This is a genomic window from Pseudomonas sp. GM33, assembly GCF_000282295.1.
GTDB classification, from domain to species: domain Bacteria; phylum Pseudomonadota; class Gammaproteobacteria; order Pseudomonadales; family Pseudomonadaceae; genus Aquipseudomonas; species Aquipseudomonas laurylsulfatiphila.
In genome coordinates, this window is the sequence record NZ_AKJO01000010.1 from 14,731 (window position 1) to 37,881 (window position 23,151).

The following is a 23,151-nucleotide window of genomic DNA, read 5'->3' on the forward strand; positions in this document are numbered from 1 at the left end:
CCTTATTCGCCGGCGCACATGCGCCATCCACTACAGGGCGCCGGGGCGCCAAACATAAGCAAATTATATGCCTGAAACTGAAGGATTTGCCTAGAGCGCTGTAACAATAAAAAACTATAAATTTGTGTTGCGGTGCTGCCCTCGTCAGGGGCTGAGCACGCAGGCTTGCATGAAGCACCGATGAATCGCGAGACCGGTGCCCGGGCGGCTACCTGGGCACAGCTCAGCGTTTACAGGCGGAACTCATGGCCCAGGTACACTTCCTTCACCAGATCATTGGCCAGGATGGTCTCTGCGTCACCTTCGGCGATCAGCTGACCGTCATTGACGATATAGGCGGTTTCACAGATATCCAGGGTTTCACGAACGTTGTGGTCCGTGATCAGCACGCCAATGCCTTTGGCCTTGAGGTGGTAAATGATCTGTTTGATGTCGCCGACCGAAATCGGGTCCACGCCGGCAAATGGTTCATCGAGGAGGATGAACTTCGGGTTGGTGGCCAGGGCGCGGGCGATTTCCACGCGGCGGCGCTCACCGCCGGACAGGCTCATGCCGAGGTTGTCGCGGATGTGGCTGATGTGGAATTCCTGCAGCAGGCTTTCCAGTTCCTTGCGACGACCGGCCTTGTCGAGCTCCTTGCGGGTCTCGAGGATGGCCATGATGTTGTCGGCCACCGACAGTTTGCGGAAGATCGATGCTTCTTGCGGCAAATAGCCGATACCGGCTTTTGCACGGCCGTGCATCGGCTGGTGGCTGACGTCCAGGTCATCGATCAGGACGCGGCCCTGATCGGCTTGCACCAGGCCGACGATCATATAGAAACAGGTGGTCTTGCCGGCACCGTTCGGGCCAAGCAGGCCGACGATCTGACCGCTGTCGATGGACAGGCTGACATCACGCACGACCTGGCGGCTCTTGTAGCTCTTGGCCAGATGCTGAGCTTTCAGAGTTGCCATTACTGGGCCTTTTTCTCGTCGGTTTTTTTCTTCGGCTGGATCACCATGTCGATGCGCGGACGCGACTCTGTCACCTTGCTGCCGGTGGCGCGCCCGGCGCTGGCCAGCTTCTTCTCGGTGTCGTAGACGATTTTCTCGCCTTGGGTGACGTTGTTGTCCTTGTCGACAACTTTGGCCTTGTCGATCAACACGACGCGATTTTGCGTGGCGTGATACTGGATGGTCACGCCCCAACCCTGAACAGGCTTGGTATCGCCAGCCGTTTGCAATTGCTCGAAGTACGCCAGGTTGCCCACCGAGGTCACTACGTCAATGTCGCCAGTCGGGGTGCGGGTGATGGTAACGGTGTTGCCAGTCACCTTCATCGAGCCTTGGGTGATGATCACGTCACCCTTGTAGGTAGCAATACCTTGCTTGTCGTCCAGTTGGGCGTCGTCGGCCTGAATGCGGATAGGCTGCTGTTGGTCTTCCGGCAGAGCCCAGGCGCTCACGCTTCCCAGTGCTGCGCTCAGACTGAGCAAAATCGGGAGGGTTTTAACGAGCCTCATACTGTCCTCTTACGTTCGATAGCAGGTGTATCCTGCTTTCTTTCAAATACGCTTTCATTCCCTTGCCAGTCGATACACCGCCAGCGCCGTCGATTCTAACGTCTTGCTCGGTCTGCGCATATTGCTGCTGCGGGAACACGGTCATGCGGGTGCTGGTGATCAGGGTCTTGCGGTTTTTCTCGTCGAAGCGCGTGATGCGCACGTCATCGATCAGCTCGACCTGCGTGCCGTCAGGGTTGACCTCGCCGCGCAGGCTCTGGACGTGCCACGGGTATTCAGTGCCGCGGAACACGTTCAGGTCGGGGTTGGTCAGCAATGTCACCTCGGTCGCTTTCAGGTGCTCGACCTTGTCGGACACCAGATCATATTGCAGCTTGCCGTCCGGAAGGTACTGCACGCTGTGGGCGTTGATGGCGTAATAGTCGATCGCGCTTTCATCGACCAGCGTTACCGGCTTGTCGAGGAAGCGTTCCGGGCTGATGTTCCAGTAGCCAACCGCAGCGAATATTGCCGCGATGCAAGTGAACATCAGGGTGTTGCGAAACTTTTTGCTCAGCATAGCGGGCTCACAGGTACGCCGCATTGGCCGCATCGAGGCGGTCCTGGGCGCGCAGGATCAATTCGCAGAACTCGCGAGCGGCACCTTCGCCGCCGCGGGCGAGGGTGATGCCGTGAGCATGTTCGCGCACGAAACTGGCGGCATTGGCCACCGCCATGCCCAGACCGACGCGGCGAATCACCGGCAGGTCCGGCAGGTCGTCGCCGAGGTAGGCCACCTGCTCATAGCTCAAATTCAGTTGGGCCAGCAGTTCGTCGAGTACCACCAGTTTGTCTTCGCGGCCCTGATACAGGTGCGGGATACCGAGGTTCCTCGCTCGCCGCTCGACCACCGGGGTCTTGCGGCCACTGATGATGGCAGTTTGCACTCCGGCGGCCATCAACATCTTGATGCCCTGGCCATCGAGCGTGTTGAACGTCTTGAATTCGCTGCCGTCTTCGAGGAAGTACAGGCGACCGTCGGTCAGCACGCCATCGACATCGAACACCGCCAGTTTGATCTGTTTGCCGCGTTGCAGCAGGTCCGCACTCATTACATTACTCCTGCACGCAGCAAGTCGTGCATGTTCAAGGCGCCGACCGGGCGGTCCGCGCTGTCGACCACGACCAGCGCGCTGATTTTATGGTCTTCCATGATTTTCAGTGCTTCGGCGGCGAGCATTTCGGCGCGGGCGGTCTTGCCATGGGCCGTCATGACCTGGTCGATGACAACGCTGTGGATGTCGATGCTGCGGTCCAGTGTGCGGCGCAAATCACCATCGGTGAAGATGCCGGCCAGCTTGCCGTCGGCCTCAAGGATGACGGTCATGCCCAGGCCCTTGCGGGTCATTTCCATCAAGGCATCCTTGAGCAGGGTGCCGCGCTGGACCTGCGGCAGTTCCTGGCCGGCGTGCATGACATTTTCCACTTTCAGCAGCAGGCGTCGGCCCAGGGCGCCGCCGGGATGGGAAAAGGCGAAGTCTTCGGCGGTGAAGCCACGAGCTTCCAGCAGTGCGACCGCCAGGGCGTCGCCCATGACCAGGGCGGCGGTGGTCGACGAGGTGGGTGCCAGGTTCAGCGGGCAGGCTTCGTGTTCGACGTGAACATTCAGGTTGACCTCGGCGGCCTTGGCCAGCGGCGAATCAGGGTTGCCGGTCACGCTGATCAACTGTATGCCCAGGCGCTTGATCAGTGGCAGCAGGGTAACGATTTCATTGGTGGAACCGGAATTCGAGAGCGCCAGAATGATGTCGTCGCGGGTAATCATGCCCATGTCACCATGGCTGGCTTCCGCCGGGTGCACAAAAAATGCCGTGGTGCCGGTGCTAGCCAGGGTCGCGGCGATCTTGTTGCCGACGTGCCCCGACTTGCCCATGCCGACCACGACCACGCGGCCTTTGCTGGCCAGAATCATCTCGCAAGCGCGTACGAAATCTGCGTCGATTTGCGGTAGCAGGCCTTGCACGGCTTCTACTTCGAGGCGGATGGTGCGTTGTGCTGATTGAATCAGGTCGCTGGATTGGCTCATGTCAGAAATCGTATAGCCTGATGAAAAGGCGGCGATTATAGCGGTTATGATCGAATCCCTCACGCAAGTTCGTCGTGCATTGTCATTCCTTGTTACCTGAAACCCTCTAGACGGGGCTTTGACCCACTCCTGCCGTTGCACATGACTCGGCTTTGGCCTTGGGCGCGCAGCCTTTGCAGTGATATAGTTCGCCGCCAGTTCGGCCTGCAGGGAGGCATGTGCTTTCGTCAGAAAGCCAAGCGTCCGAGTGAGAGGCTGCATCGCAAGGAGTTTAGATGAGTGCCGATAACGCCTACGCGGTCGAGCTGAAGGGACTGTCCTTCAAGCGCGGAACGCGCAGCATTTTCAACAATGTCGATATCCGTATCCCTCGTGGCAAGGTCACCGGCATCATGGGGCCTTCCGGGTGCGGCAAGACCACGCTACTGCGTCTGATGGGGGCCCAACTGCGCCCCACCAAAGGCGAAGTATGGGTCAATGGTCAGAACCTGCCGAAACTGTCGCGCAGCGACCTGTTCGACGCGCGCAAGCATATGGGTGTGCTGTTTCAGAGTGGCGCGCTGTTTACCGACCTCGATGTCTTCGAGAATGTCGCGTTTCCGCTGCGGGTTCACACGCAACTGCCGGAAGAAATGATCCGCGACATCGTCCTGCTCAAATTGCAGGCCGTGGGTTTGCGCGGAGCCATCGACCTGATGCCCGACGAGCTGTCCGGCGGCATGAAGCGTCGTGTTGCGCTGGCCCGGGCGATTGCGCTCGATCCACAGATCCTCATGTACGACGAACCCTTTGTCGGTCAGGACCCCATCGCCATGGGCGTTCTGGTGCGTCTGATTCGCTTGCTCAACGATGCGCTGGGCATCACCAGCATCGTGGTTTCCCACGACCTGGCCGAGACCGCGAGTATTGCCGATTACATTTATGTGGTGGGCGATGGTCAGGTGTTGGGGCAGGGGACCCCGGACGAATTGATGAACTCGGATGAACCGCGCATTCGTCAGTTCATGACCGGCGAACCCGATGGCCCGGTTCCGTACCACTTTCCAGCGACGGATTACCGCGCAGATATTCTGGGGAAGCGCTGATGCGCAGAATTTCATTGATGGAGCGCGTTCGCCGCTTCGGCCAGGCCGGCATCGATGTGCTGGCGGTGTTCGGGCGTTCGGCCTTGTTCCTGTTTCATGCCTTGCTTGGCCGCGGTGGTATCGGTGGCGGCTTCGGGTTGCTGGTCAAGCAGCTGCATTCGGTGGGCGTGATGTCCCTGGTGATCATCGTGGTCTCCGGGGTGTTCATCGGCATGGTGCTGGCGCTGCAGGGCTTCAACATCCTTTCCAGCTACGGTTCGGAGCAGGCTGTCGGGCAGATGGTTGCACTGACGCTGCTGCGGGAGCTGGGGCCGGTGGTGACCGCCTTGCTGTTCGCCGGGCGCGCAGGTTCGGCGTTGACCGCGGAAATCGGCAACATGAAGTCCACCGAGCAGTTGTCCAGCCTGGAAATGATCGGGGTTGACCCGCTCAAGTACATCATTGCACCACGCTTGTGGGCCGGCTTCATTTCCCTGCCGGTGCTGGCGATGATTTTCAGTGTGGTGGGCATCTGGGGCGGCTCGTGGGTCGCTGTCGACTGGCTGGGGGTCTATGAAGGTTCCTACTGGTCGAACATGCAGAACAGCGTGACGTTCACTGAGGATGTGCTCAACGGGATCATCAAAAGCATCGTCTTTGCCTTTGTCGTGACCTGGATCGCCGTATTCCAAGGCTATGACTGCGAACCCACTTCCGAGGGGATCAGTCGTGCCACTACCAAGACCGTTGTCTATGCCTCGTTGGCAGTGCTCGGCCTGGACTTTATTCTGACCGCCTTGATGTTTGGAGATTTCTGATGCAAAACCGCACCCTGGAAATCGGTGTCGGCCTTTTCTTGCTGGCTGGCATCCTGGCTTTGCTCTTGTTGGCGTTGCGGGTCAGTGGGCTGTCCCCGACTCCGAGCACCGACACCTATAAACTTTACGCCTACTTCGACAATATCGCCGGTTTGACTGTCAGAGCAAAGGTGACCATGGCCGGTGTGACCATCGGCAAGGTCACGGCCATCGATCTGGATCGCGACAGCTTTACCGGTCGGGTGACCATGCAGCTGGAAAAACGCATCGATAATCTGCCGGCGGACTCCACTGCATCTATCCTGACCGCTGGGTTGTTGGGTGAGAAGTACATCGGTATCAGCGTGGGCGGGGAAGACACCCTGCTCAAGGATGGTGGAACCATCCATGACACGCAGTCATCGCTGGTGCTCGAGGACCTGATCGGTAAATTCCTGCTCAATACCGTTAGCAAAGAAGCTAAATGAGGAACTGTTAAATGATCTCTACCTTGCGACGTGGCCTGTTGGTAATGCTCGCGGTGTTTCCGTTGGTGTCCCACGCCGTAGCGGCGCCTTCGGCGCACGATCTGGTGCAGGACACAACCAACCGTATGCTCGCGGACCTGGCGGCAAACAAAGAGAAGTACAAGCAGGATCCGCAAGACTTTTATGCGGCGCTGAACACCATCGTCGGGCCGGTTGTGGATGCCGAGGGTATTTCCAAGAGCATCATGACGGTCAAGTACTCGCGCAAAGCTACGCCTGCGCAGATGAAGACCTTCGAAGAAAACTTCAAGAGGGGCCTGTTCCAGTTCTATGGCAATGCCTTGCTGGAGTACAACAACCAGGGCATCACCGTTGAACCGGCCAAGGACGAATCGGGCGACCGTACCAGCGTTGGCATGACTGTCAAAGGCAGCAGCGGCTCGATCTATCCAGTGTCCTACACGCTGGAAAAGATCAACGGCGAGTGGAAGCTGCGTAACGTCATCATCAACGGCATCAACATCGGCAAGCTGTTCCGCGATCAGTTCGCCGATGCAATGCAGCGCAATGGCAATGACCTGGACAAGACCATCAATGGTTGGGCCGGGGAAGTCGCCAAGGCCAAGGAAGCCACCGACAAGAAGCCAGAGCAGTCAGCCCAATGAGTGAGTCGGCCGTCCAGATGGACGAAGCGGGTGAGCTGCGACTCAGTGGCGTGCTGGATTACCGCACCGGCCCTGGCCTGCGTGAGCAGGGCAAGGCACTGATCAAGGCCAGCAAGGCTGCGGCGCTGGTGGTCGACTGTTCGGCGGTGACCAAGTCCAGCAGTGTCGGTCTGTCATTGTTGCTGTGCTTCATCCGCGATGCTCAGGCGGCCGGCAAGGCGTTGAGCATCCGTGGAATGCCGGAAGACATGCGTGAAATCGCTCAGGTCAGCGAGCTGACCGAGCTGTTGGCGCATCCCTAACCGCATCTATAAAGAAGCCCCCCGTCAGAGTCCTGCTTCGCGGGGTTCGCAGGCGCGGGGCTTTTTTGTATGATGTCCGACCCGCGCGCACAGGGCGCCGATTGAGGTTGAGCATGCAGGCCGTAGAAGTGAAGAGCTTCCTTGAAGGAAAGCTGCCCGGAACGTTGGTAGAAGTCGAGGGCGAAGGCTGCAATTTCCAGCTGAATGTGATTAGCGATGAACTGGCGGCGTTGAGCCCGGTGAAGCGTCAGCAGCAGATCTATGCCCATTTGAACCCATGGATCACCGATGGCAGCATCCATGCGGTCACAATGAAATTTTTCAGCAGCGCGGCCTGGGCCGAGCGCACCTGAGCCCAAGGGCGTCGAGATTCTTATGGATAAATTGATTATTACTGGCGGTGCTCGTCTTGACGGCGAAATCCGCATCTCCGGGGCAAAGAACTCTGCCCTGCCGATCTTGGCTGCCACGCTGCTGTGCGATGGTCCGGTGACGGTTGCCAACCTGCCGCACCTGCACGACATCACCACCATGATCGAACTGTTCGGTCGCATGGGGATCGAGCCGGTGATCGACGAAAAACTCGCCGTCGAAATCGATCCGCGCACCATCAAGACCCTGGTCGCTCCGTACGAACTGGTTAAAACCATGCGTGCGTCGATCCTGGTGCTCGGCCCGATGGTTGCCCGTTTCGGCGAAGCCGAAGTCGCGCTGCCTGGCGGTTGCGCCATCGGTTCGCGTCCGGTTGACCTGCACATCCGTGGCCTGGAAGCCATGGGCGCGGTCATCGACGTCGAAGGCGGCTACATCAAGGCCAAGGCGCCTGAGGGCGGCTTGCGCGGTGCGCACTTCTTCTTCGATACCGTCAGTGTGACCGGTACCGAAAACATCATGATGGCTGCCGCGCTGGCCAAGGGCCGTAGCGTCCTGGCCAACGCCGCGCGCGAACCTGAAGTGGTCGACCTGGCGAACTTCCTGAACGCCATGGGCGCCAAGGTTTCCGGCGCCGGCACCGACACCATCACCATCGATGGCGTCGAGCGTCTGCACACCACCACTTACAAGGTGATGCCCGATCGTATCGAAACCGGCACCTATCTGGTGGCGGCGGCTGTGACCGGTGGTCGCGTGAAGGTCAAGGACACGGATCCGACCATCCTCGAAGCCGTTCTGGAGAAACTCCGGGAGTCCGGTGCCGAAATCACCTGTGGCGAAGACTGGATCGAGCTGAACATGCACGGCAAGCGTCCGAAAGCCGTCAACGTGCGGACCGCTCCGTACCCGGCGTTCCCGACCGACATGCAAGCGCAGTTCATCTCCCTCAACGCCATTGCCGAAGGCACGGGTGCTGTGATCGAGACGATCTTCGAAAACCGCTTCATGCACGTCTACGAACTGCACCGCATGGGCGCCAAGATCCAGGTCGAGGGCAACACTGCCATCGTCACCGGCACCGAGAAGCTCAAGGGCGCGCCAGTGATGGCCACCGACCTGCGTGCTTCGGCCAGTCTGGTGATCTCGGCCCTGGTTGCCGAGGGCGACACCCTGATCGACCGCATCTACCACATAGACCGTGGCTACGAGTGCATCGAGGAAAAACTGCAGATGCTGGGCGCCAAGATCCGTCGCGTTCCGGGCTAGTACTGTTGCATGGGCACAGGGAGGTGCCCGTTGGATTGTTGTAGGTCGAGCCGGTTTCCGGCTCGACGCGTGTCCGGCGCCGATTGCGACCGGGCATAAGATTCCTGATTAAGGGCTGACGTTTCCCATGCTGACTATCGCACTGTCCAAGGGCCGCATCCTTGACGACACCTTGCCGCTTCTGGCTGAAGCGGGCATCGTGCCGACCGAGAATCCGGACAAGAGCCGCAAGCTGATCATCCCCACGACCCAGGACGATGTCCGTCTGCTGATCGTGCGTGCCACCGATGTGCCGACCTATGTCGAACATGGTGCTGCCGACCTCGGCGTCGCCGGTAAAGATGTGCTGATGGAATACGGCGGCCAGGGTCTGTACGAGCCGCTGGACCTGCAAATTGCCCAGTGCAAGCTGATGACCGCCGGTAAAGTCGGTGCAGTCGAGCCCAAGGGCCGTCTGCGCATCGCCACCAAGTTCGTCAATGTTGCCAAGCGCTACTACGCCGAACAGGGTCGTCAGGTCGACATCATCAAGCTTTACGGTTCGATGGAACTGGCGCCGCTGATCGGTCTGGCGGACAAGATCATCGACGTGGTCGACACCGGTAACACGCTACGGGCCAACGGCCTGGAGCCACAGGATTTCATCGCGGCCATCAGCTCCCGCCTGATCGTCAACAAGGCTTCGATGAAAATGCAGCACGCCCGTATCCAGGCGTTGATCGACACCCTGCGCAAGGCAGTGGAGTCTCGACACCGCGGCTGATTCACCTGCGCGACCGCAAGGCGCGCCGTCTATCCGCCTCATAGCCAGAATTCTCAGGTGCCCAAGCGGATCGAATGTTAGCTTCGGGCGCCTGAGTTTTTTGCCATTCCTATGAGGCTCTCGCTATGACCGCACTGACTGCAATTCGCCGACTCAACGCTGCTGACCCGGATTTCGCGCATCATCTGGATCATCTGCTGAGCTGGGAAAGTGTGTCTGACGACTCGGTCAATCAGCGGGTGCTGGACATCATCAAGGCCGTGCGCGAGCGCGGTGACGCGGCGCTGGTGGACTTCACCCGTCAGTTCGACGGCCTGGACGTGAAGTCCATGGCCGACCTGATCCTGCCGCGCGAGCGTCTGGAATTGGCACTGACCCGCATCTCCGTGGCCCAGCGCGAAGCACTGGAAGTCGCCGCAGCCCGCGTACGCAGCTATCACGAGAAGCAGAAGCAGGACTCCTGGAGTTACACCGAGGCGGATGGCACTGTACTGGGCCAGAAAGTCACGCCGTTGGATCGTGCCGGTCTGTACGTCCCGGGCGGCAAGGCGTCGTACCCGTCGTCGGTGCTCATGAACGCGATTCCGGCCAAGGTAGCCGGCGTGACCGAAGTGGTCATGGTCGTGCCGACCCCGCGCGGTGAAATCAACGAGCTTGTGCTGGCTGCTGCCTGCATCGCCGGTGTCGACCGCGTGTTCACTATCGGCGGCGCCCAGGCTGTTGCGGCGCTGGCTTACGGCACAGAAAGCGTGCCAAAGGTCGACAAGGTGGTCGGCCCGGGCAACATCTATGTGGCTACCGCCAAGCGCCACGTGTTTGGCCAGGTCGGCATCGACATGATCGCCGGCCCTTCGGAGATCCTCGTGGTGTGCGACGGCCAGACCGATCCGGACTGGATCGCCATGGACCTGTTCTCCCAGGCCGAGCACGACGAAGACGCCCAGGCCATTCTGGTCAGCCCCGATGCCGGGTTCCTCGACAAGGTCGCCGCCAGCATCGCCAAGTTGATGCCGACCATGGAGCGTGCCGCAATCATTGAAACCTCGATCAATGGCCGTGGTGCACTGATCAAGGTTCGCGACATGGAACAGGCCATCGAAGTGGCCAACCGCATCGCGCCGGAGCACCTTGAGTTGTCCGTTGCCGATCCGCAAGCCTGGCTGCCGCAGATCCGCCACGCCGGTGCGATCTTCATGGGCCGTCACACCTCCGAAGCCCTGGGCGACTACTGCGCAGGCCCGAACCACGTGTTGCCGACCTCCGGCACTGCACGGTTCTCTTCGCCGCTGGGCGTGTATGACTTCCAGAAACGTTCATCGATCATCTTCTGTTCCGAGCAGGGCGCATCGGAACTGGGCAAGACCGCATCCGTGCTGGCCCGTGGCGAGTCGCTGACCGCGCACGCGCGTAGCGCCGAATACCGCATCGTTGACGACAAGCAGGTGAAATGAAGATGAGTAAATTCTGGAGCCCGTTCGTCAAGAATCTGGTGCCTTATGTGCCGGGCGAGCAGCCGAAACTGGCAAAGCTGGTGAAGCTCAACACCAATGAAAACCCGTATGGTCCATCGCCCAAGGCCTTGGCCGCGATGCTGACCGAACTGAACGACAACCTGCGCCTGTACCCGGACCCGAACAGCGACCTGCTGAAGAATGCGGTCGCCAGGTACTACGGCGTGCAGGGCAATCAGGTGTTCCTCGGCAATGGTTCCGACGAAGTCCTGGCGCACATCTTCCACGGTTTGCTGCAGCACGATCAGCCGCTGCTGTTCCCGGACATCAGCTACAGCTTCTATCCGGTTTACTGCGGACTGTACGGCATCGACTTCGACGCGGTGCCGCTGGACGAGCAATTCCGGATCAACCCGGCGGACTACGCCAGGCCGAACGGCGGGATCATCTTCCCCAACCCGAACGCACCGACCGGCTGCCTGCTGGCGCTGGAAGCGGTGGAGCAGATCCTCAAGGCCAGCCCGGACTCGGTGGTCGTGGTGGACGAGGCCTACATCGATTTTGGCGGCGAGACGGCAATCACTCTGGTCGATCGTTATCCCAACCTGCTGGTGACCCAGACCCTGTCCAAGTCCCGCTCCCTGGCCGGTCTGCGGGTTGGCCTGGCGGTGGGGCATCCGGACCTGATCGAGGCGCTGGAGCGGATCAAGAACAGCTTCAACTCCTATCCGCTGGATCGCATGGCGAATGTCGGCGCCGCTGCCGCGTTCGAGGATCGCGAGTATTTCGACAAGACCTGCCGGTTGGTGATCGAGAATCGCGAGAAGGTCGTCGGCCAATTGCAGGCCAAGGGATTTGAAGTGCTGCCGTCAGCGGCGAACTTCATTTTCGCCCGTCACCCTCGGCACGATGCGGCGGGGCTGGCGGCGAAGTTGCGTGAGCAGGGTGTGATCGTCCGGCACTTCAAGCAGGAGCGGATTGCCCAGTTCCTGCGGATTTCCATCGGCACGCCAGAGCAGAACCAGGCGCTGATCGACGGTCTGGGCGACCTGTAAAATCAGGCACGATCCTGTGGGAGCGAGCTTGCTCGCGATGGGGCCATAACAGTCAACATCCTTGTTGACTGCCAGCCCGTCATCGCGAGCAAGCTCGCTCCCACAGGTTTTTGGGTTGCCCGCTTACTCTTCTTCTTTCTCTTTGACCGGTGCCGGCGGCGGACGCAAACCGATTTCTGCGGTCAGCTTGAGTTCCTTGCCGTTGCGCATCACCTGGATCGTGACCTTGTCGGTCGGCTTGATCCGCGCTACCTGATTCATCGAGCGACGGCCATCACCGGCCGGCTCGCCATCGATGGCAAGAATCACGTCACCCAGTTGCAGGCCGGCCTTCTGTGCCGGACCATCGCGGAAAATCCCCGCCACGACAATGCCCGGACGCCCGGACAAACCGAAGGATTCGGCCAGTTCCTGGGTCAACGGCTGCACTTCGATACCCAGCCAGCCACGAATCACCTGGCCGTGCTCGATGATCGACTTCATCACTTCCATCGCCAGCTTTACCGGGATCGCGAAACCGATGCCCTGGGAGCCGCCGGACTTGGAGAAGATCGCCGTGTTGATGCCGGTCAGGTTGCCAATGGCGTCCACCAGCGCACCGCCCGAGTTGCCGGGGTTGATCGCGGCATCGGTCTGGATGAAGTCTTCATAGTTGTTCAGGCCCAGTTGATTGCGCCCGGTGGCACTGATGATGCCCATGGTCACGGTCTGGCCGACGCCGAACGGGTTGCCGATGGCCAGCGCCACGTCGCCGATGCGGATGTTGTCGGAGCGCCCCACGGTGATCGACGGCAGGTTTTTAAGGTCGATTTTCAGCACCGCGAGGTCGGTCTCCGGGTCGCTGCCGATCACCCGGGCCAGGGTTTCGCGGCCGTCCTTGAGCGCCACGACGATCTGGTCGGCGCCGCTGGTCACGTGGTTGTTGGTCAGGATGTAGCCTTCCGGGCTCATGATCACGCCGGAACCGAGGCTCGATTCCATGCGTTTCTGCTTGGGCGAGTTATCGCCGAAGAAACGGCGGAACTGCGGATCTTCGAACAACGGATGATTGGGTTTGTTGATGACCTTGGTGGTGTACAGGTTCACCACCGACGGCGCTGCGGTGGTGACCGCGTCGGCATAAGACACCGGGCCCTGTTGCATGCTGGTGGTTTGCGGCGCTTGCTGCAGATTGACGTCGAGGCTCGGGAGCCCGACCCACTGCGGGTAACGCTGGATTATCAAAAGAGCGACAAGCACGCCGGCCAACAGCGGCCAGCCGGAAAAACGCAGCGCCTTGAGCATTAAGCAGTTCCTGAGAGAGTTGCAGGCGGTAAGAGACCGCTCATAATGACGCGCATTATACGAGGCCGCACGCGCCTCTGAACGGGATATTTAGGAGTCTTTCATGGCCGTCGCCCTGAGCACCCTGGTCGAAGAAGCCGACCGTTACCTCAACAGCGCCAAAATCGCCGATTACTGCCCCAATGGCTTGCAAGTCGAAGGCCGTCCGCAAGTGATGCGCATTGTCAGTGGCGTCACCGCCAGCCAGGCGTTGCTGGATGCCGCGGTAGAGGCCAATGCCGATCTGGTGCTGGTGCACCACGGCTACTTCTGGAAGGGCGAAAACCCGTGCATCACCGGCATGAAGCAGCGCCGTTTGAAGACCCTGCTCAAGCACGATATCAGCCTGTTGACCTATCACCTGCCGCTGGATCTGCACCCGGATGTCGGCAATAACGTGCAGCTTGCGCGGCAGCTCGACATCACCGTCGAAGGTCCGCTGGACCCGGATAACCTGAAGATTGTCGGTCTGGTCGGTTCGCTGAACGAGCCGATGATGCCCCGGGATTTCGCCCGCCGCGTACAGGAAGTCATGGGCCGTGAGCCGCTGTTGATCGAAGGCAGCGCCATGATCCGCCGCGTCGGCTGGTGCACCGGTGGCGGCCAGGGATACATCGATCAGGCCATTTCTGCCGGCGTCGACCTGTACCTCAGCGGCGAGGCTTCCGAGCAGACCTTCCACAGTGCACGGGAAAACGACATCAGCTTCATCGCCGCCGGTCACCATGCGACCGAGCGCTACGGCGTGCAGGCCTTGGGCGACTACCTGGCGCGACGCTTTGCGCTGGAGCACATCTTCATCGATTGCCCGAACCCGATTTGACCTGATCCCTGTAGGAGCTGCCGAAGGCTGCGATCTTTTGATCTTTAAAATCAAAATCAAAAGATCGCAGCCTTCGGCAGCTCCTACAGAGATGTGTTCGCGGTTCAATAGCCCAAACGGGCAGGCATATTCATATGCTCTTTCGATCTAGTTGGCGTCCTGATTAGAAGAGGTCGCTGTGCTAGGATCCCCGCTCGAACACGGCCCGCTGGCCGTTCATAAGAAAGCTTTCGTGAGTAGCCATGGTCGACAAACTGACGCATCTGAAACAGCTGGAGGCGGAAAGCATCCACATCATCCGCGAGGTGGCCGCCGAGTTCGACAACCCGGTGATGCTGTACTCCATCGGTAAAGACTCCGCCGTGATGCTGCATCTGGCACGCAAGGCGTTCTTCCCGGGCAAGCTGCCGTTTCCGGTGATGCACGTCGACACCCGCTGGAAATTCCAGGAGATGTACGCCTTCCGTGACAAGATGGTCGCCGAGCTGGGCCTCGACCTGATCACCCACGTCAACCCGGACGGCGTGGCGCAGAACATCAACCCGTTCACCCACGGCAGCGCCAAGCACACCGACATCATGAAGACCGAGGGCCTGAAGCAGGCGCTCGACAAGCATGGTTTCGACGCAGCGTTCGGTGGCGCCCGTCGCGATGAAGAGAAGTCCCGCGCCAAGGAGCGCGTGTACTCGTTCCGCGACAGCAAGCACCGCTGGGATCCAAAGAACCAGCGTCCCGAGCTGTGGAACGTCTACAACGGCAAGGTCAACAAGGGCGAGTCGATCCGCGTCTTCCCGCTGTCGAACTGGACCGAACTGGACATCTGGCAGTACATCTACCTTGAAGGCATCCCGATCGTTCCGCTGTACTTCGCCGCCGAGCGTGAAGTCATCGAGAAGAACGGTACGCTGATCATGATCGACGACGAGCGCATCCTCGAGCACCTGAGCGATGAAGACAAAGCGCGTATCGTCAAAAAGAAAGTGCGTTTCCGTACCCTTGGTTGCTACCCGTTGACGGGCGCGGTGGAGTCCGAGGCCGAAAGCCTCACGGACATCATTCAGGAAATGCTCCTGACGCGAACTTCCGAGCGCCAGGGCCGTGTCATCGACCACGATGGCGCAGGCTCGATGGAAGACAAAAAACGTCAAGGTTATTTCTAAGGGGCTGTCATGTCGCATCAATCTGATTTGATCAGCGAGGACATCCTCGCCTACCTGGGCCAGCACGAACGTAAAGAGCTGCTGCGCTTTTTGACCTGCGGTAACGTCGACGACGGCAAGAGCACCCTGATCGGGCGCCTGCTGCACGACTCCAAGATGATCTACGAAGATCACCTGGAAGCGATCACCCGCGACTCGAAAAAAGTCGGCACCACCGGCGAAGACATCGACCTGGCGTTGCTGGTCGACGGTCTGCAGGCCGAGCGTGAACAAGGCATCACCATCGATGTCGCGTACCGCTATTTCTCCACCGCCAAGCGCAAATTCATCATCGCCGACACCCCCGGCCATGAGCAGTACACCCGCAACATGGCCACCGGTGCGTCCACCTGTGACCTGGCGATCATCCTGGTCGACGCCCGCTACGGCGTGCAGACCCAGACCCGTCGCCACAGCTTCATCGCCTCGTTGCTGGGCATCAAGCACATAGTCGTGGCCATCAACAAGATGGACCTCAAGGACTTCGACCAAGGCGTGTTCGAGTCGATCAAGGCCGACTACCTGCAGTTCGCCGAAGGCCTGAAGATGAAGCCCACCAGCATGCACTTCGTGCCGATGTCGGCATTGAAGGGCGACAACGTGGTGAACAAGTCCGAGCGCTCGCCGTGGTACACCGGCCAGTCGCTGATGGAGATCCTCGAGACCGTGGAAGTGGCGGGCGATCGCAACTTCACCGATCTGCGTTTCCCGGTGCAGTACGTCAACCGTCCGAACCTGAACTTCCGTGGCTTCGCCGGTACGCTGGCCAGCGGCATCGTCAAGAAAGGCGACGAAGTCGTGGTGCTGCCGTCGGGCAAGAGCAGCCGCGTGAAGTCCATCGTCACCTTCGAAGGTGAACTGGAACACGCAGGTCCAGGTCAGGCAGTCACGCTGACCATGGAAGACGAAATCGACATCTCCCGTGGCGACCTGTTGGTTCACGCCGACAATGTGCCGCCGGTGACCGACAGCTTCGAAGCGATGCTGGTGTGGATGGCTGAAGAGCCGATGCTGCCGGGCAAGAAATACGACATCAAGCGCGCCACCAGTTACGTGCCAGGCTCCATCGCCAGCATCGTCAACAAGGTCGACGTGAACACCCTGGAAGAAGGTCCGGCCAGCGCGTTGCAGTTGAACGAAATCGGCAAGGTCAAGATCGCGCTCGACGCGCCGATTGCCCTCGACGGTTACGACAGCAACCGCACCACCGGTGCCTTCATCATCATCGACCGCCTGACCAATGGCACCGTCGGCGCCGGCATGATCGTCGCCCAGCCTTTGGCCCATGGCACCAGCACCCACCACGGCAAGCTGGCCCACGTCGCCACCGAAGAGCGCGCACAGCGCTTCGGCCAGCAACCGGCCACCGTGTTGTTCAGCGGCCTGTCGGGCGCGGGCAAGAGCACTCTGGCGTATGCCGTTGAACGCAAGCTGTTCGACCTTGGCCGTGCGGTGTTCGTGCTCGATGGCCAGAACCTGCGTCACGACCTGAACAAGGGTCTGCCACAGGATCGCGCCGGGCGTACCGAGAACTGGCGTCGTGCCGCGCACGTTGCGCGTCAGTTCAACGAAGCCGGTCTGCTGACCCTGGCGGCGTTCGTTGCGCCGAGTGCCGAAGGTCGTGAGCAGGCCCGGGAACTGATTGGCAAGGATCGTCTGCTGACGGTCTACGTCCAGGCTTCGCCGACCGTCTGCGCCGAGCGTGATCCGCAAGGCCTGTACGCGGCGGCCGGGGATAATATCCCGGGCGAGTCCTTCCCGTACGACGTGCCGCTGGATGCCGATCTGGTGATCGACACCCAGTCCGTGTCGCTGGAAGAAGGCGTCAAGCAAGTGCTGGGTTTGCTGCGCGAGCGTGGTGCGATTTAAGCGCTAGCCAGAAATGAAAAACCCGCCGATGATCACTCATTGGCGGGTTTTTTGTGGCCTTGAAATCGCCATCGCTGGCAAGCCAGCTCCCACAGTTTTGAGGGCGTTCGAAAATTTGTGAACGACAAGGTCCCTGTGGGAGCTGGCTTGCCAGCGAAGAGGCCAGTACAGGCACCTCAAGACTTCGCTGGATACTCGCGATGCATCTGTTCCAGCAACGCATCCTTGTCCTGCCACATCTGATTGATCCAGCCCTGGAACTGCAATCGATACTCACCATCCTGGTCGTAGTTCTCGCCGATGAACTGTGGCGGAATCTTCAGCTGCTGAAAACGCACCACCGCGTCTTTCACGCATCCACATAGCAGGTCCCAAAACCAAGAAACCTCTGAAAATCTAAAGTCAGAAGGAATAGCCAGAATCCTTGATCGGAAATGGACTACAAAAAAGTCGGAAGTTGTGAAGTTTAATTGTTTTGTAAATGAGAATAGTGTTTGTGGCAGCGTAGAAGTGTTTTCGCGCAGCTTGTATCAAGTGAAGCAATTGCAAGAAAGTAGGTGGTGGCTTAAGAAGTAAGCTTGCGCTCGAGGACCAAGGTGTGCGAAATAAATTTTTTCCAGTTCCGGTTGGTTATGTTTCTAGTGTTTTTGAGATCGTTTTTTGTGCAGTCGTTTTGTTGTTGTATGTTGTTTTTTCTATTTATATTTATGGTAGGTTGATAGATGTTCCTCCGGTTCCTGATAAATTAGTTATGAAAGAAGCTTTTGTATATAGAGGGCTTTCGCAAGCTTCAAAGACAACATATTTTTTGTATCTGAGGGTTGGGGCTGATGACGCTGCTTATAAATATATCATTGAGGCTTCGAGTCGCGATGTTGCGTACGCGAACTTTGATAAGCCGCAAAAGCTGTGGGTGGCGGTAGATTCTGATCGAAGTAAAAAATTTGTTTGGGGAGTATATGATGATAATTATGGGTTGTTGATAAGTCGTCAGGATGTATTGCGCTGGGCTACTTCAGTTAATGTTGGTAATTATTTTATACTTTCTTTGATGTTTATTTCGTCATTGTATTTCATCTATATTATTTTTTTGACTGGTGTTTGGAATAGAGTTGCAGCGAAAAGGATGGCTTGTGAAAATAAATAAGATTGATGGTGAGATATTTGTAATTGACGATTTTTTAACTCAAGGTGAAGAAGAGTTTATAAATCTTCAGCTCAAGGGCTCGGTTTGGAGATACAACTGGCCAAATTATGAAGAGCTTCCGTTTGTTAGTCCTTGTTGGCATGTTTTTATTGCAGGTAAAGGTCGGCCGGATCGGAAATCCTGTTTACGCAGGAGCAGCGGCAAGCTCTTAGCTGCAAGAAAAAGCCCGCAGGCAAGGGATTGTCTGCGGGCTTTTTTGTGTCTGTTCTGACGCAAGCTTTATGTACGAGTCGACCCCTGTGGGAGCGAGCTTGCTCGCGAAAGCGGTGGATCAATCAGCATCTATGTTGAATGTCAGTCCGTATTCGCGAGCAAGCCCGCTCCCACATTGGTTCAGCGGCGGTCAGGGAATTCGCGATGCATCTGCTCCAGCAGCGCATCCTTGTCCAGCCACAACTGGTTGATCCAGCCCTGAAACTGAAGGCGGTATTCACCATCCTGGTCGTAGTTCTTGCCGATGAACTGCGGCGGAATCTTCAGCTCTTCAAAATGCACCACCACATCCGCAATGTTCCCGCACAACAAGTCCCAGAAACCAGGGCGCCCGGCCGGGTAGTGGATGGTCACGTTGACGATGGACTCCAGTTGTTCGCCCATCGCATCCAGCACAAAGGCAATGCCACCGGCCTTGGGCTTGAGCAGGTACTTGAAAGGCGATTTCTGCTGGGCATGCTTGCCTTCGGTGAAGCGCGTGCCTTCGACGAAGTTGAAAATACCCACCGGGTTGTTGCGGAATTTCGCACAGGTCTTGCGGGTGGTTTCCAGGTCCTTGCCTTTTTTCTCCGGGTGCTTCTCCAGATAGGCCTTGGAGTAGCGCTTCATGAACGGAAAGCCCAGCGCCCACCAGGCCAGACCAATCACCGGGACCCAGATCAGCTCCTGTTTGAGAAAGAACTTCAACGGTTGAATGCGTCGGTTGAGCACGTATTGCAGCACCAGGATGTCGACCCAGCTCTGGTGGTTGCTGGTGATCAGGTACGAGTGCCGGTAGTCGAGGCCTTGCAGGCCGCTGATGTGCCAGCGCGTGCGGCGCACCAGGTTCATCCAGCCTTTGTTGAGGCTGATCCAGGCTTCATGGGTATGGCTCATCAGCCAGCCCGCAATGCGTTGGGTGAGGGCGAACGGCAATGCCTTGACGAGCGCCACGCAGAACAGGAACGAGCAGAGCAAAATCGTGTTCAATGCCAGCAGCAGCGAGGCGATCACGCCGCGCAACGGGGCGGGTAGGAAGTCCAGCATTTACACATCCATAGGTCGGTTGGCGGCTTGAATCGCGGTCAGGGCGATGGTGTAGACGATGTCGTCGACCTGCGCGCCGCGCGGCAAATCGTTCACCGGTTTGCGCAGGCCTTGCAGCATCGGCCCGAGGCTGACGCAGTCGGCGCTGCGCTGCACGGCTTTGTGGGTGGTGTTGCCGGTGTTGAGGTCGGGGAACACGTACACCGTGGCACGACCGGCCACCTGGCTGTTCGGCGCCAGCTGCCGGGCGACGCTTTCGTTGGCCGCGGCATCGTACTGCAAGGGGCCGTCGATCAGCAGCGAGTGCTGTTGTTCGTGGGCGAGCAGGGTGGCCTCGCGGACCTTCTCGACTTCCTCGCCGCTGGCCGATTCGCCGCTGGAGTAGCTGATCATCGCCACCCGTGGCGTGATGCCGAATGCGGCGGCCGAGTCGGCGCTTTGCAGGGCGATCTCGGCCAGTTCGCTGGCGCTCGGGTGCGGGTTCATCACGCAGTCGCCGTAGACCAGCACTTCTTCGGGGAACAGCATGAAGAACACCGAAGACACCAGGGTGCAGCCGGGCGCGGTTTTAATCAGCTGCAGGGCCGGGCGGATGGTGTTGGCGGTGGTGTTGATCACGCCCGATACGAGCCCGTCGACTTCATCCAGGGCCAACATCATGGTGCCGATCACCACGGTGTCTTCCAGTTGTTGCTCGGCCATTGGTGCGTTGAGGCTTTTGCTTTTACGCAGCGCGACCATCGGCTCGACGTAGCGCTCGCGGATCAAATCCGGATCGATGATTTCCAGGCCAGGCGGCAGCTCGATGCCCTGGGCGCGAGCGACGGCCTGCACATCCTCGGGCTTGGCCAGCAATACGCAGCGAGCGATACCACGGGCCTGGCAGATCGCGGCGGCCTGCACGGTCAGCGGCTCGCTGCCTTCGGGCAGCACGATGCGCTTGTTGGCCGCCTGGGCGCGCTGGATCAATTGATAGCGGAACACCGCTGGCGACAGGCGCATCTCGCGCGGTGTACCGCAGCGCTGGTGCAACCAGTTGGCATCGAGATGGCCAGCGATGAAATCGGTGATGATTTCGGCGCGCTCGCGGTCGTCGATGGGGATTTCCTTGTTCAGGCCATTGAGCAGGTTGGCGGTGTCATAGGAGCCGGTACTCACCGACAGCACCGGCAGCCCGGCCTGCAGGGCGCCGCGGCACAGGTCCATGATGCGCGGGTCGGGCAGGGTGTCGCTGGTCAGCAGCAGGCCGGCCAGCGGCACGCCGTTCAAGGCCGCGAGGCTGACGGCGAGGATGATGTCGTCGCGGTCGCCGGGGGTCACCACCAGCACGCCGGGCTTGAGCAACTCCACGGTGTTGCGCATGGTGCGGGCGCAAATGATGATCTTGGTCATGCGCCGGGTTTCATAATCACCGGCGTTGAGCACTTGCGCGCCCATCAGGTCGGCGACGTCGCGGGTGCGCGGCGCGTTCAGTTCCGGCTGGAACGGAATGCAGCCGAGCAAGCGGAAATCACCACTGCGCAGCAACGGCGAATGCTCCTTCAGGCGCGTGGCGAAGGCCTCCATGCTTTCCTCGGTCTTGACCTTGTTGAGGATCACGCCGAGGACTTTCGGATCTTTCGGGCCGCCGAACAATTGCGCCTGCAACTCGACGCGACCGGAGAGTTCGGTCAGCACTTCGTTTTCCGGTGCCGAGACCAGGATCACCTCGGCGTCGAGGCTCTTGGCCAGGTGCAGGTTGACCCGCGCGGCGTAGCTGGCGCTGCGGGTCGGCACCATGCCTTCGACGATCAGCACGTCCTTGCCGATGGCCGCCTGCTGATACAGGGTGATGATTTCTTCGAGCAACTCATCGAGCTGGCCGTCGCCGAGCATGCGCTCGACATGGGCCAGGCCCAGTGGCTGAGGCGGTTTCAAGCCGTGGGTACGCGCCACCAGTTCGGTGGAACGTTCCGGGCCCGTGTCGCCCGGATGCGGCTGGGCAATCGGTTTGAAAAAGCCGACCTTGAGCCCGGCGCGCTCAAGGGTACGCACCAGCCCGAGGCTGATGGAGGTCAGACCCACACCAAAATCGGTGGGCGCGATAAAAAAAGTTTGCATGCGGATTCTCTGGAAGGTGCATGGCAATGGTCACGACCTATGGCTGGTCGATTACCGAAATTCAGTCGCCAAGGTTATCGCTAACCGTGCCTTGTGCGCACCAACCGCAATCAAAGGGCTGGCCTATTTTTTCCTGGCGCAACACAGGGTCCATGACCCAGGCGCGGGATTGCCATGGCGGCTGGTGCCGCAGGTGTTGGGTGTGGCCGCAGGAAAGTTCGGCCACCCAGTGGCCGTCCTCGTCCTGATGGAAGCCTGTGACCGTCGAATCCCGTTTGTCCGGGTTGTGTTCGCTTTCGGTCGATTGCTTCGCTAAACTGGGCCTTTCTATATTCCTATACAAAAGGTTTCGCCCCATGCTGATCGCCGCCAATAAGGCTGTCTCCATCGACTATACCCTGACCAACGACGCTGGTGAGGTCATCGACAGCTCCGCCGGCGGCGCGCCGCTGGTCTACCTGCAAGGCGCAGGCAACATCATCCCGGGTCTGGAAAAGGCTCTGGAAGGCAAGGCTGTCGGCGACGAGCTGACCGTAGCCGTTGAACCTGAAGACGCTTACGGCGAATACGCGGCCGAACTGGTCAGCACCCTGAGCCGCAGCATGTTCGAAGGCGTCGATGAGCTGGAAGTGGGCATGCAGTTCCACGCTTCCGCTCCGGACGGCCAGATGCAGATCGTGACCATCCGTGATCTGGACGGCGACGACGTGACCGTTGACGGCAACCACCCGTTGGCCGGTCAGCGCCTGAATTTCCAGGTCAAGATCGTTGCCATCCGTGACGCCAGCCAGGAAGAAATCGCTCATGGCCACGTCCATGGCGAAGGTGGCCATCACCACTGATTTCTGCGCTAAGCTCAGATAACTGGAGAGGCGCCCCGAGGGCGCCTTTTTAGTCTGCGGCTGTCCCTGACGACACCGCCAAGTGGCTGTTTCGAGAAGAACACGGGAATCTGGAGTACGCCATGAGTGCTTTTCACGACCTTAAATTGACAGCCCTGGATGGACAGGAGCTACCTCTGGCGCCTTTCAAAGGCCAAGTCGTATTGGTGGTCAACGTCGCCTCCAAATGCGGCCTGACCCCGCAATACGCGGCGCTGGAAAACCTCTACCAACAATACAAGGCCAAAGGCTTCAGCGTGTTGGGCCTGCCGTGCAACCAGTTTGCCGGGCAGGAACCGGGGACCGAGCAGGAGATCAAGGATTTCTGCAGCCTCAACTATGGGGTGACCTTCCCGTTGTCCAGCAAGCTGGAAGTCAACGGGCATGACCGTCATCAGTTGTACCGCTTGCTGGCGGGCGAGGGCGCGGAATTCCCCGGCGATATCACCTGGAACTTCGAGAAGTTCCTGCTGGGCAAGGACGGCCGCGTACTGGCGCGGTTCTCGCCACGTACGGCGCCGGATGATCCGACCATTGTTCATGCGATTGAAAAAGCGCTGAGTTAAGCCATAGATCAAGATCAAAAGATCGCAGCCTTCGGCAGCTCCTACGATCCTGTGTAGGAGCTGCCGAAGGCTGCGATCTTTTGCTTTCTGTCTTTTGATTGTTAATCACCGAAATCAATAATGCTGTTCAATGCGTTGGGCTCTCCATA

The 23,151-nt window shown here is 59.3% G+C and carries 26 protein-coding genes and 1 pseudogene; 17 read left to right on the top strand and 10 right to left on the bottom strand.

Features of this window, described 5'->3' with window-relative positions:
* Nucleotides 1-230: 230 nt before the first annotated feature.
* The 5 genes from lptB to PMI26_RS27515 are packed head-to-tail and all read right to left on the bottom strand — an operon-like array spanning nucleotide 231 to nucleotide 3,569.
* The gene (lptB, locus tag PMI26_RS27535) at nucleotides 231-956 is read right to left on the bottom strand and encodes an LPS export ABC transporter ATP-binding protein (RefSeq protein ID WP_007970262.1); all 726 of its coding nucleotides are present in this window, start codon (nucleotides 954-956) and stop codon (nucleotides 231-233) included.
* Entirely contained in the window at nucleotides 956-1,504 is a 549-nt protein-coding gene (gene lptA / locus PMI26_RS27530; RefSeq protein WP_007970263.1) for a lipopolysaccharide transport periplasmic protein LptA, read from the bottom strand. Before lptA ends, lptB begins: the two co-directional genes overlap by 1 nt.
* The gene (gene lptC / locus PMI26_RS27525) at nucleotides 1,491-2,063 is read right to left on the bottom strand and encodes an LPS export ABC transporter periplasmic protein LptC (protein WP_033047361.1); all 573 of its coding nucleotides are present in this window, start codon (nucleotides 2,061-2,063) and stop codon (nucleotides 1,491-1,493) included. The genes lptA and lptC overlap by 14 nt, the downstream gene beginning before the upstream one ends.
* A 7-nt stretch (nucleotides 2,064-2,070) precedes the next feature.
* Complete coding sequence (locus tag PMI26_RS27520) at nucleotides 2,071-2,595, bottom strand: KdsC family phosphatase (RefSeq protein ID WP_007970265.1); 525 nt, start codon at nucleotides 2,593-2,595, stop codon at nucleotides 2,071-2,073.
* Nucleotides 2,595-3,569, bottom strand: a complete 975-nt coding sequence (locus tag PMI26_RS27515; protein ID WP_007970266.1) for a KpsF/GutQ family sugar-phosphate isomerase — start codon at nucleotides 3,567-3,569, stop codon at nucleotides 2,595-2,597. The genes PMI26_RS27520 and PMI26_RS27515 overlap by 1 nt, the downstream gene beginning before the upstream one ends.
* A 275-nt stretch (nucleotides 3,570-3,844) precedes the next feature.
* Here PMI26_RS27515 and PMI26_RS27510 point away from each other — a divergent pair, with 275 nt between their 5' ends.
* The 10 genes from PMI26_RS27510 (at nucleotide 3,845) to hisC (ending at nucleotide 11,795) form a co-directional block, all read left to right on the top strand.
* Nucleotides 3,845-4,654: an ATP-binding cassette domain-containing protein gene (locus PMI26_RS27510; protein ID WP_007970267.1), complete on the top strand. Its 810-nt coding sequence runs from the start codon at nucleotides 3,845-3,847 to the stop codon at nucleotides 4,652-4,654.
* On the top strand, nucleotides 4,654-5,451 hold the full coding sequence (gene mlaE, locus PMI26_RS27505) for a lipid asymmetry maintenance ABC transporter permease subunit MlaE (RefSeq protein ID WP_007970268.1): 798 nt from the start codon (nucleotides 4,654-4,656) through the stop codon (nucleotides 5,449-5,451). Before PMI26_RS27510 ends, mlaE begins: the two co-directional genes overlap by 1 nt.
* Nucleotides 5,451-5,918 (top strand): outer membrane lipid asymmetry maintenance protein MlaD, encoded by a 468-nt coding sequence (gene mlaD / locus PMI26_RS27500; protein ID WP_007970271.1) that lies wholly within the window; start codon nucleotides 5,451-5,453, stop codon nucleotides 5,916-5,918. Before mlaE ends, mlaD begins: the two co-directional genes overlap by 1 nt.
* 11 nt (nucleotides 5,919-5,929) lie before the next feature.
* Nucleotides 5,930-6,583, top strand: coding sequence for an MlaC/ttg2D family ABC transporter substrate-binding protein (locus PMI26_RS27495; RefSeq protein ID WP_007970273.1), 654 nt, complete (start codon nucleotides 5,930-5,932; stop codon nucleotides 6,581-6,583).
* Nucleotides 6,580-6,885, top strand: a complete 306-nt coding sequence (locus PMI26_RS27490) for an STAS domain-containing protein (RefSeq protein WP_007970274.1) — start codon at nucleotides 6,580-6,582, stop codon at nucleotides 6,883-6,885. The genes PMI26_RS27495 and PMI26_RS27490 overlap by 4 nt, the downstream gene beginning before the upstream one ends.
* A 113-nt stretch (nucleotides 6,886-6,998) precedes the next feature.
* Nucleotides 6,999-7,238, top strand: a complete 240-nt coding sequence (locus tag PMI26_RS27485; protein WP_007912386.1) for a BolA family protein — start codon at nucleotides 6,999-7,001, stop codon at nucleotides 7,236-7,238.
* Nucleotides 7,239-7,260: 22 nt separating this feature from the next.
* Nucleotides 7,261-8,526, top strand: coding sequence for a UDP-N-acetylglucosamine 1-carboxyvinyltransferase (gene murA, locus PMI26_RS27480; protein ID WP_007970276.1), 1,266 nt, complete (start codon nucleotides 7,261-7,263; stop codon nucleotides 8,524-8,526).
* 127 nt (nucleotides 8,527-8,653) lie between these two features.
* Nucleotides 8,654-9,289 carry an ATP phosphoribosyltransferase gene (gene hisG / locus PMI26_RS27475; protein ID WP_007970278.1) on the top strand — a complete coding sequence of 212 codons (636 nt, stop codon included), beginning with the start codon at nucleotides 8,654-8,656 and terminating at the stop codon, nucleotides 9,287-9,289.
* Between the two features lie 125 nt (nucleotides 9,290-9,414).
* Nucleotides 9,415-10,740 (top strand): histidinol dehydrogenase, encoded by a 1,326-nt coding sequence (hisD, locus tag PMI26_RS27470; protein ID WP_007970280.1) that lies wholly within the window; start codon nucleotides 9,415-9,417, stop codon nucleotides 10,738-10,740.
* A gap of 2 nt (nucleotides 10,741-10,742) precedes the next feature.
* Nucleotides 10,743-11,795 (top strand): histidinol-phosphate transaminase, encoded by a 1,053-nt coding sequence (hisC, locus tag PMI26_RS27465; RefSeq protein WP_033047362.1) that lies wholly within the window; start codon nucleotides 10,743-10,745, stop codon nucleotides 11,793-11,795.
* 123 nt (nucleotides 11,796-11,918) lie between these two features.
* On the opposite strand, the gene algW is transcribed toward hisC, so the two are convergent.
* Nucleotides 11,919-13,079: a Do family serine endopeptidase AlgW gene (algW, locus tag PMI26_RS27460; RefSeq protein ID WP_007970284.1), complete on the bottom strand. Its 1,161-nt coding sequence runs from the start codon at nucleotides 13,077-13,079 to the stop codon at nucleotides 11,919-11,921.
* A gap of 103 nt (nucleotides 13,080-13,182) precedes the next feature.
* Between algW and PMI26_RS27455 the strand changes: the two genes are divergently transcribed.
* The 3 genes from PMI26_RS27455 (at nucleotide 13,183) to cysN (ending at nucleotide 17,009) form a co-directional block, all read left to right on the top strand.
* On the top strand, nucleotides 13,183-13,941 hold the full coding sequence (locus PMI26_RS27455; RefSeq protein WP_007970285.1) for a Nif3-like dinuclear metal center hexameric protein: 759 nt from the start codon (nucleotides 13,183-13,185) through the stop codon (nucleotides 13,939-13,941).
* Nucleotides 13,942-14,183: 242 nt separating this feature from the next.
* Nucleotides 14,184-15,101 carry a sulfate adenylyltransferase subunit CysD gene (cysD, locus tag PMI26_RS27450; RefSeq protein WP_007970286.1) on the top strand — a complete coding sequence of 306 codons (918 nt, stop codon included), beginning with the start codon at nucleotides 14,184-14,186 and terminating at the stop codon, nucleotides 15,099-15,101.
* A 9-nt stretch (nucleotides 15,102-15,110) separates the two neighbouring features.
* A complete protein-coding gene (gene cysN / locus PMI26_RS27445) occupies nucleotides 15,111-17,009 on the top strand; it encodes a sulfate adenylyltransferase subunit CysN (RefSeq protein WP_007970287.1) in 1,899 nt (632 codons plus the stop codon).
* Between the two features lie 176 nt (nucleotides 17,010-17,185).
* On the opposite strand, the pseudogene PMI26_RS30250 reads toward cysN, so the two are convergent.
* Nucleotides 17,186-17,386, bottom strand: a pseudogene (locus PMI26_RS30250) (acyltransferase); the annotation flags it as partial.
* 221 nt (nucleotides 17,387-17,607) lie between these two features.
* Here PMI26_RS30250 and PMI26_RS31280 point away from each other — a divergent pair.
* Both PMI26_RS31280 and PMI26_RS31700 read left to right on the top strand, forming a co-directional pair.
* Complete coding sequence (locus PMI26_RS31280) at nucleotides 17,608-18,156, top strand: hypothetical protein (protein WP_007970289.1); 549 nt, start codon at nucleotides 17,608-17,610, stop codon at nucleotides 18,154-18,156.
* On the top strand, nucleotides 18,143-18,427 hold the full coding sequence (locus PMI26_RS31700; RefSeq protein WP_177323517.1) for a hypothetical protein: 285 nt from the start codon (nucleotides 18,143-18,145) through the stop codon (nucleotides 18,425-18,427). The genes PMI26_RS31280 and PMI26_RS31700 overlap by 14 nt, the downstream gene beginning before the upstream one ends.
* A 122-nt stretch (nucleotides 18,428-18,549) precedes the next feature.
* Here PMI26_RS31700 and PMI26_RS27440 read toward each other — a convergent pair whose 3' ends face one another.
* The 3 genes from PMI26_RS27440 to PMI26_RS0129285 all read right to left on the bottom strand — a co-directional run bounded on the left by PMI26_RS27440 (nucleotide 18,550) and on the right by PMI26_RS0129285 (nucleotide 21,943).
* Nucleotides 18,550-19,455 carry an acyltransferase gene (locus tag PMI26_RS27440; protein WP_007970290.1) on the bottom strand — a complete coding sequence of 302 codons (906 nt, stop codon included), beginning with the start codon at nucleotides 19,453-19,455 and terminating at the stop codon, nucleotides 18,550-18,552.
* Complete coding sequence (gene pta, locus PMI26_RS27435) at nucleotides 19,456-21,555, bottom strand: phosphate acetyltransferase (RefSeq protein WP_007970292.1); 2,100 nt, start codon at nucleotides 21,553-21,555, stop codon at nucleotides 19,456-19,458.
* A gap of 61 nt (nucleotides 21,556-21,616) precedes the next feature.
* Entirely contained in the window at nucleotides 21,617-21,943 is a 327-nt protein-coding gene (locus PMI26_RS0129285) for a DUF3565 domain-containing protein (RefSeq protein ID WP_033047364.1), read from the bottom strand.
* Between PMI26_RS0129285 and PMI26_RS27430 the strand changes: the two genes are divergently transcribed.
* Complete coding sequence (locus tag PMI26_RS27430) at nucleotides 21,912-22,397, top strand: FKBP-type peptidyl-prolyl cis-trans isomerase (RefSeq protein ID WP_007942189.1); 486 nt, start codon at nucleotides 21,912-21,914, stop codon at nucleotides 22,395-22,397. The genes PMI26_RS0129285 and PMI26_RS27430 overlap by 32 nt on opposite strands.
* Before the next feature lie 122 nt (nucleotides 22,398-22,519).
* Nucleotides 22,520-23,002, top strand: coding sequence for a glutathione peroxidase (locus PMI26_RS27425; RefSeq protein WP_007970293.1), 483 nt, complete (start codon nucleotides 22,520-22,522; stop codon nucleotides 23,000-23,002).
* Nucleotides 23,003-23,151 lie beyond the last annotated feature (149 nt).

Coding starts and splice junctions, on each gene's coding strand:
- lptB (WP_007970262.1), bottom strand. CDS start 956: ATGGCAACTCTGAAAGCTCAGCATCTGGCCAAGAGCTACAAGAGCCGC.
- lptA (WP_007970263.1), bottom strand. CDS start 1,504: ATGAGGCTCGTTAAAACCCTCCCGATTTTGCTCAGTCTGAGCGCAGCA.
- lptC (WP_033047361.1), bottom strand. CDS start 2,063: ATGCTGAGCAAAAAGTTTCGCAACACCCTGATGTTCACTTGCATCGCG.
- PMI26_RS27520 (WP_007970265.1), bottom strand. CDS start 2,595: ATGAGTGCGGACCTGCTGCAACGCGGCAAACAGATCAAACTGGCGGTG.
- PMI26_RS27515 (WP_007970266.1), bottom strand. CDS start 3,569: ATGAGCCAATCCAGCGACCTGATTCAATCAGCACAACGCACCATCCGC.
- PMI26_RS27510 (WP_007970267.1), top strand. CDS start 3,845: ATGAGTGCCGATAACGCCTACGCGGTCGAGCTGAAGGGACTGTCCTTC.
- mlaE (WP_007970268.1), top strand. CDS start 4,654: ATGCGCAGAATTTCATTGATGGAGCGCGTTCGCCGCTTCGGCCAGGCC.
- mlaD (WP_007970271.1), top strand. CDS start 5,451: ATGCAAAACCGCACCCTGGAAATCGGTGTCGGCCTTTTCTTGCTGGCT.
- PMI26_RS27495 (WP_007970273.1), top strand. CDS start 5,930: ATGATCTCTACCTTGCGACGTGGCCTGTTGGTAATGCTCGCGGTGTTT.
- PMI26_RS27490 (WP_007970274.1), top strand. CDS start 6,580: ATGAGTGAGTCGGCCGTCCAGATGGACGAAGCGGGTGAGCTGCGACTC.
- PMI26_RS27485 (WP_007912386.1), top strand. CDS start 6,999: ATGCAGGCCGTAGAAGTGAAGAGCTTCCTTGAAGGAAAGCTGCCCGGA.
- murA (WP_007970276.1), top strand. CDS start 7,261: ATGGATAAATTGATTATTACTGGCGGTGCTCGTCTTGACGGCGAAATC.
- hisG (WP_007970278.1), top strand. CDS start 8,654: ATGCTGACTATCGCACTGTCCAAGGGCCGCATCCTTGACGACACCTTG.
- hisD (WP_007970280.1), top strand. CDS start 9,415: ATGACCGCACTGACTGCAATTCGCCGACTCAACGCTGCTGACCCGGAT.
- hisC (WP_033047362.1), top strand. CDS start 10,743: ATGAGTAAATTCTGGAGCCCGTTCGTCAAGAATCTGGTGCCTTATGTG.
- algW (WP_007970284.1), bottom strand. CDS start 13,079: ATGCTCAAGGCGCTGCGTTTTTCCGGCTGGCCGCTGTTGGCCGGCGTG.
- PMI26_RS27455 (WP_007970285.1), top strand. CDS start 13,183: ATGGCCGTCGCCCTGAGCACCCTGGTCGAAGAAGCCGACCGTTACCTC.
- cysD (WP_007970286.1), top strand. CDS start 14,184: ATGGTCGACAAACTGACGCATCTGAAACAGCTGGAGGCGGAAAGCATC.
- cysN (WP_007970287.1), top strand. CDS start 15,111: ATGTCGCATCAATCTGATTTGATCAGCGAGGACATCCTCGCCTACCTG.
- PMI26_RS27440 (WP_007970290.1), bottom strand. CDS start 19,455: ATGCTGGACTTCCTACCCGCCCCGTTGCGCGGCGTGATCGCCTCGCTG.
- pta (WP_007970292.1), bottom strand. CDS start 21,555: ATGCAAACTTTTTTTATCGCGCCCACCGATTTTGGTGTGGGTCTGACC.
- PMI26_RS27430 (WP_007942189.1), top strand. CDS start 21,912: ATGCTGATCGCCGCCAATAAGGCTGTCTCCATCGACTATACCCTGACC.
- PMI26_RS0129285 (WP_033047364.1), bottom strand. CDS start 21,943: ATGGAGACAGCCTTATTGGCGGCGATCAGCATGGGGCGAAACCTTTTG.
- PMI26_RS27425 (WP_007970293.1), top strand. CDS start 22,520: ATGAGTGCTTTTCACGACCTTAAATTGACAGCCCTGGATGGACAGGAG.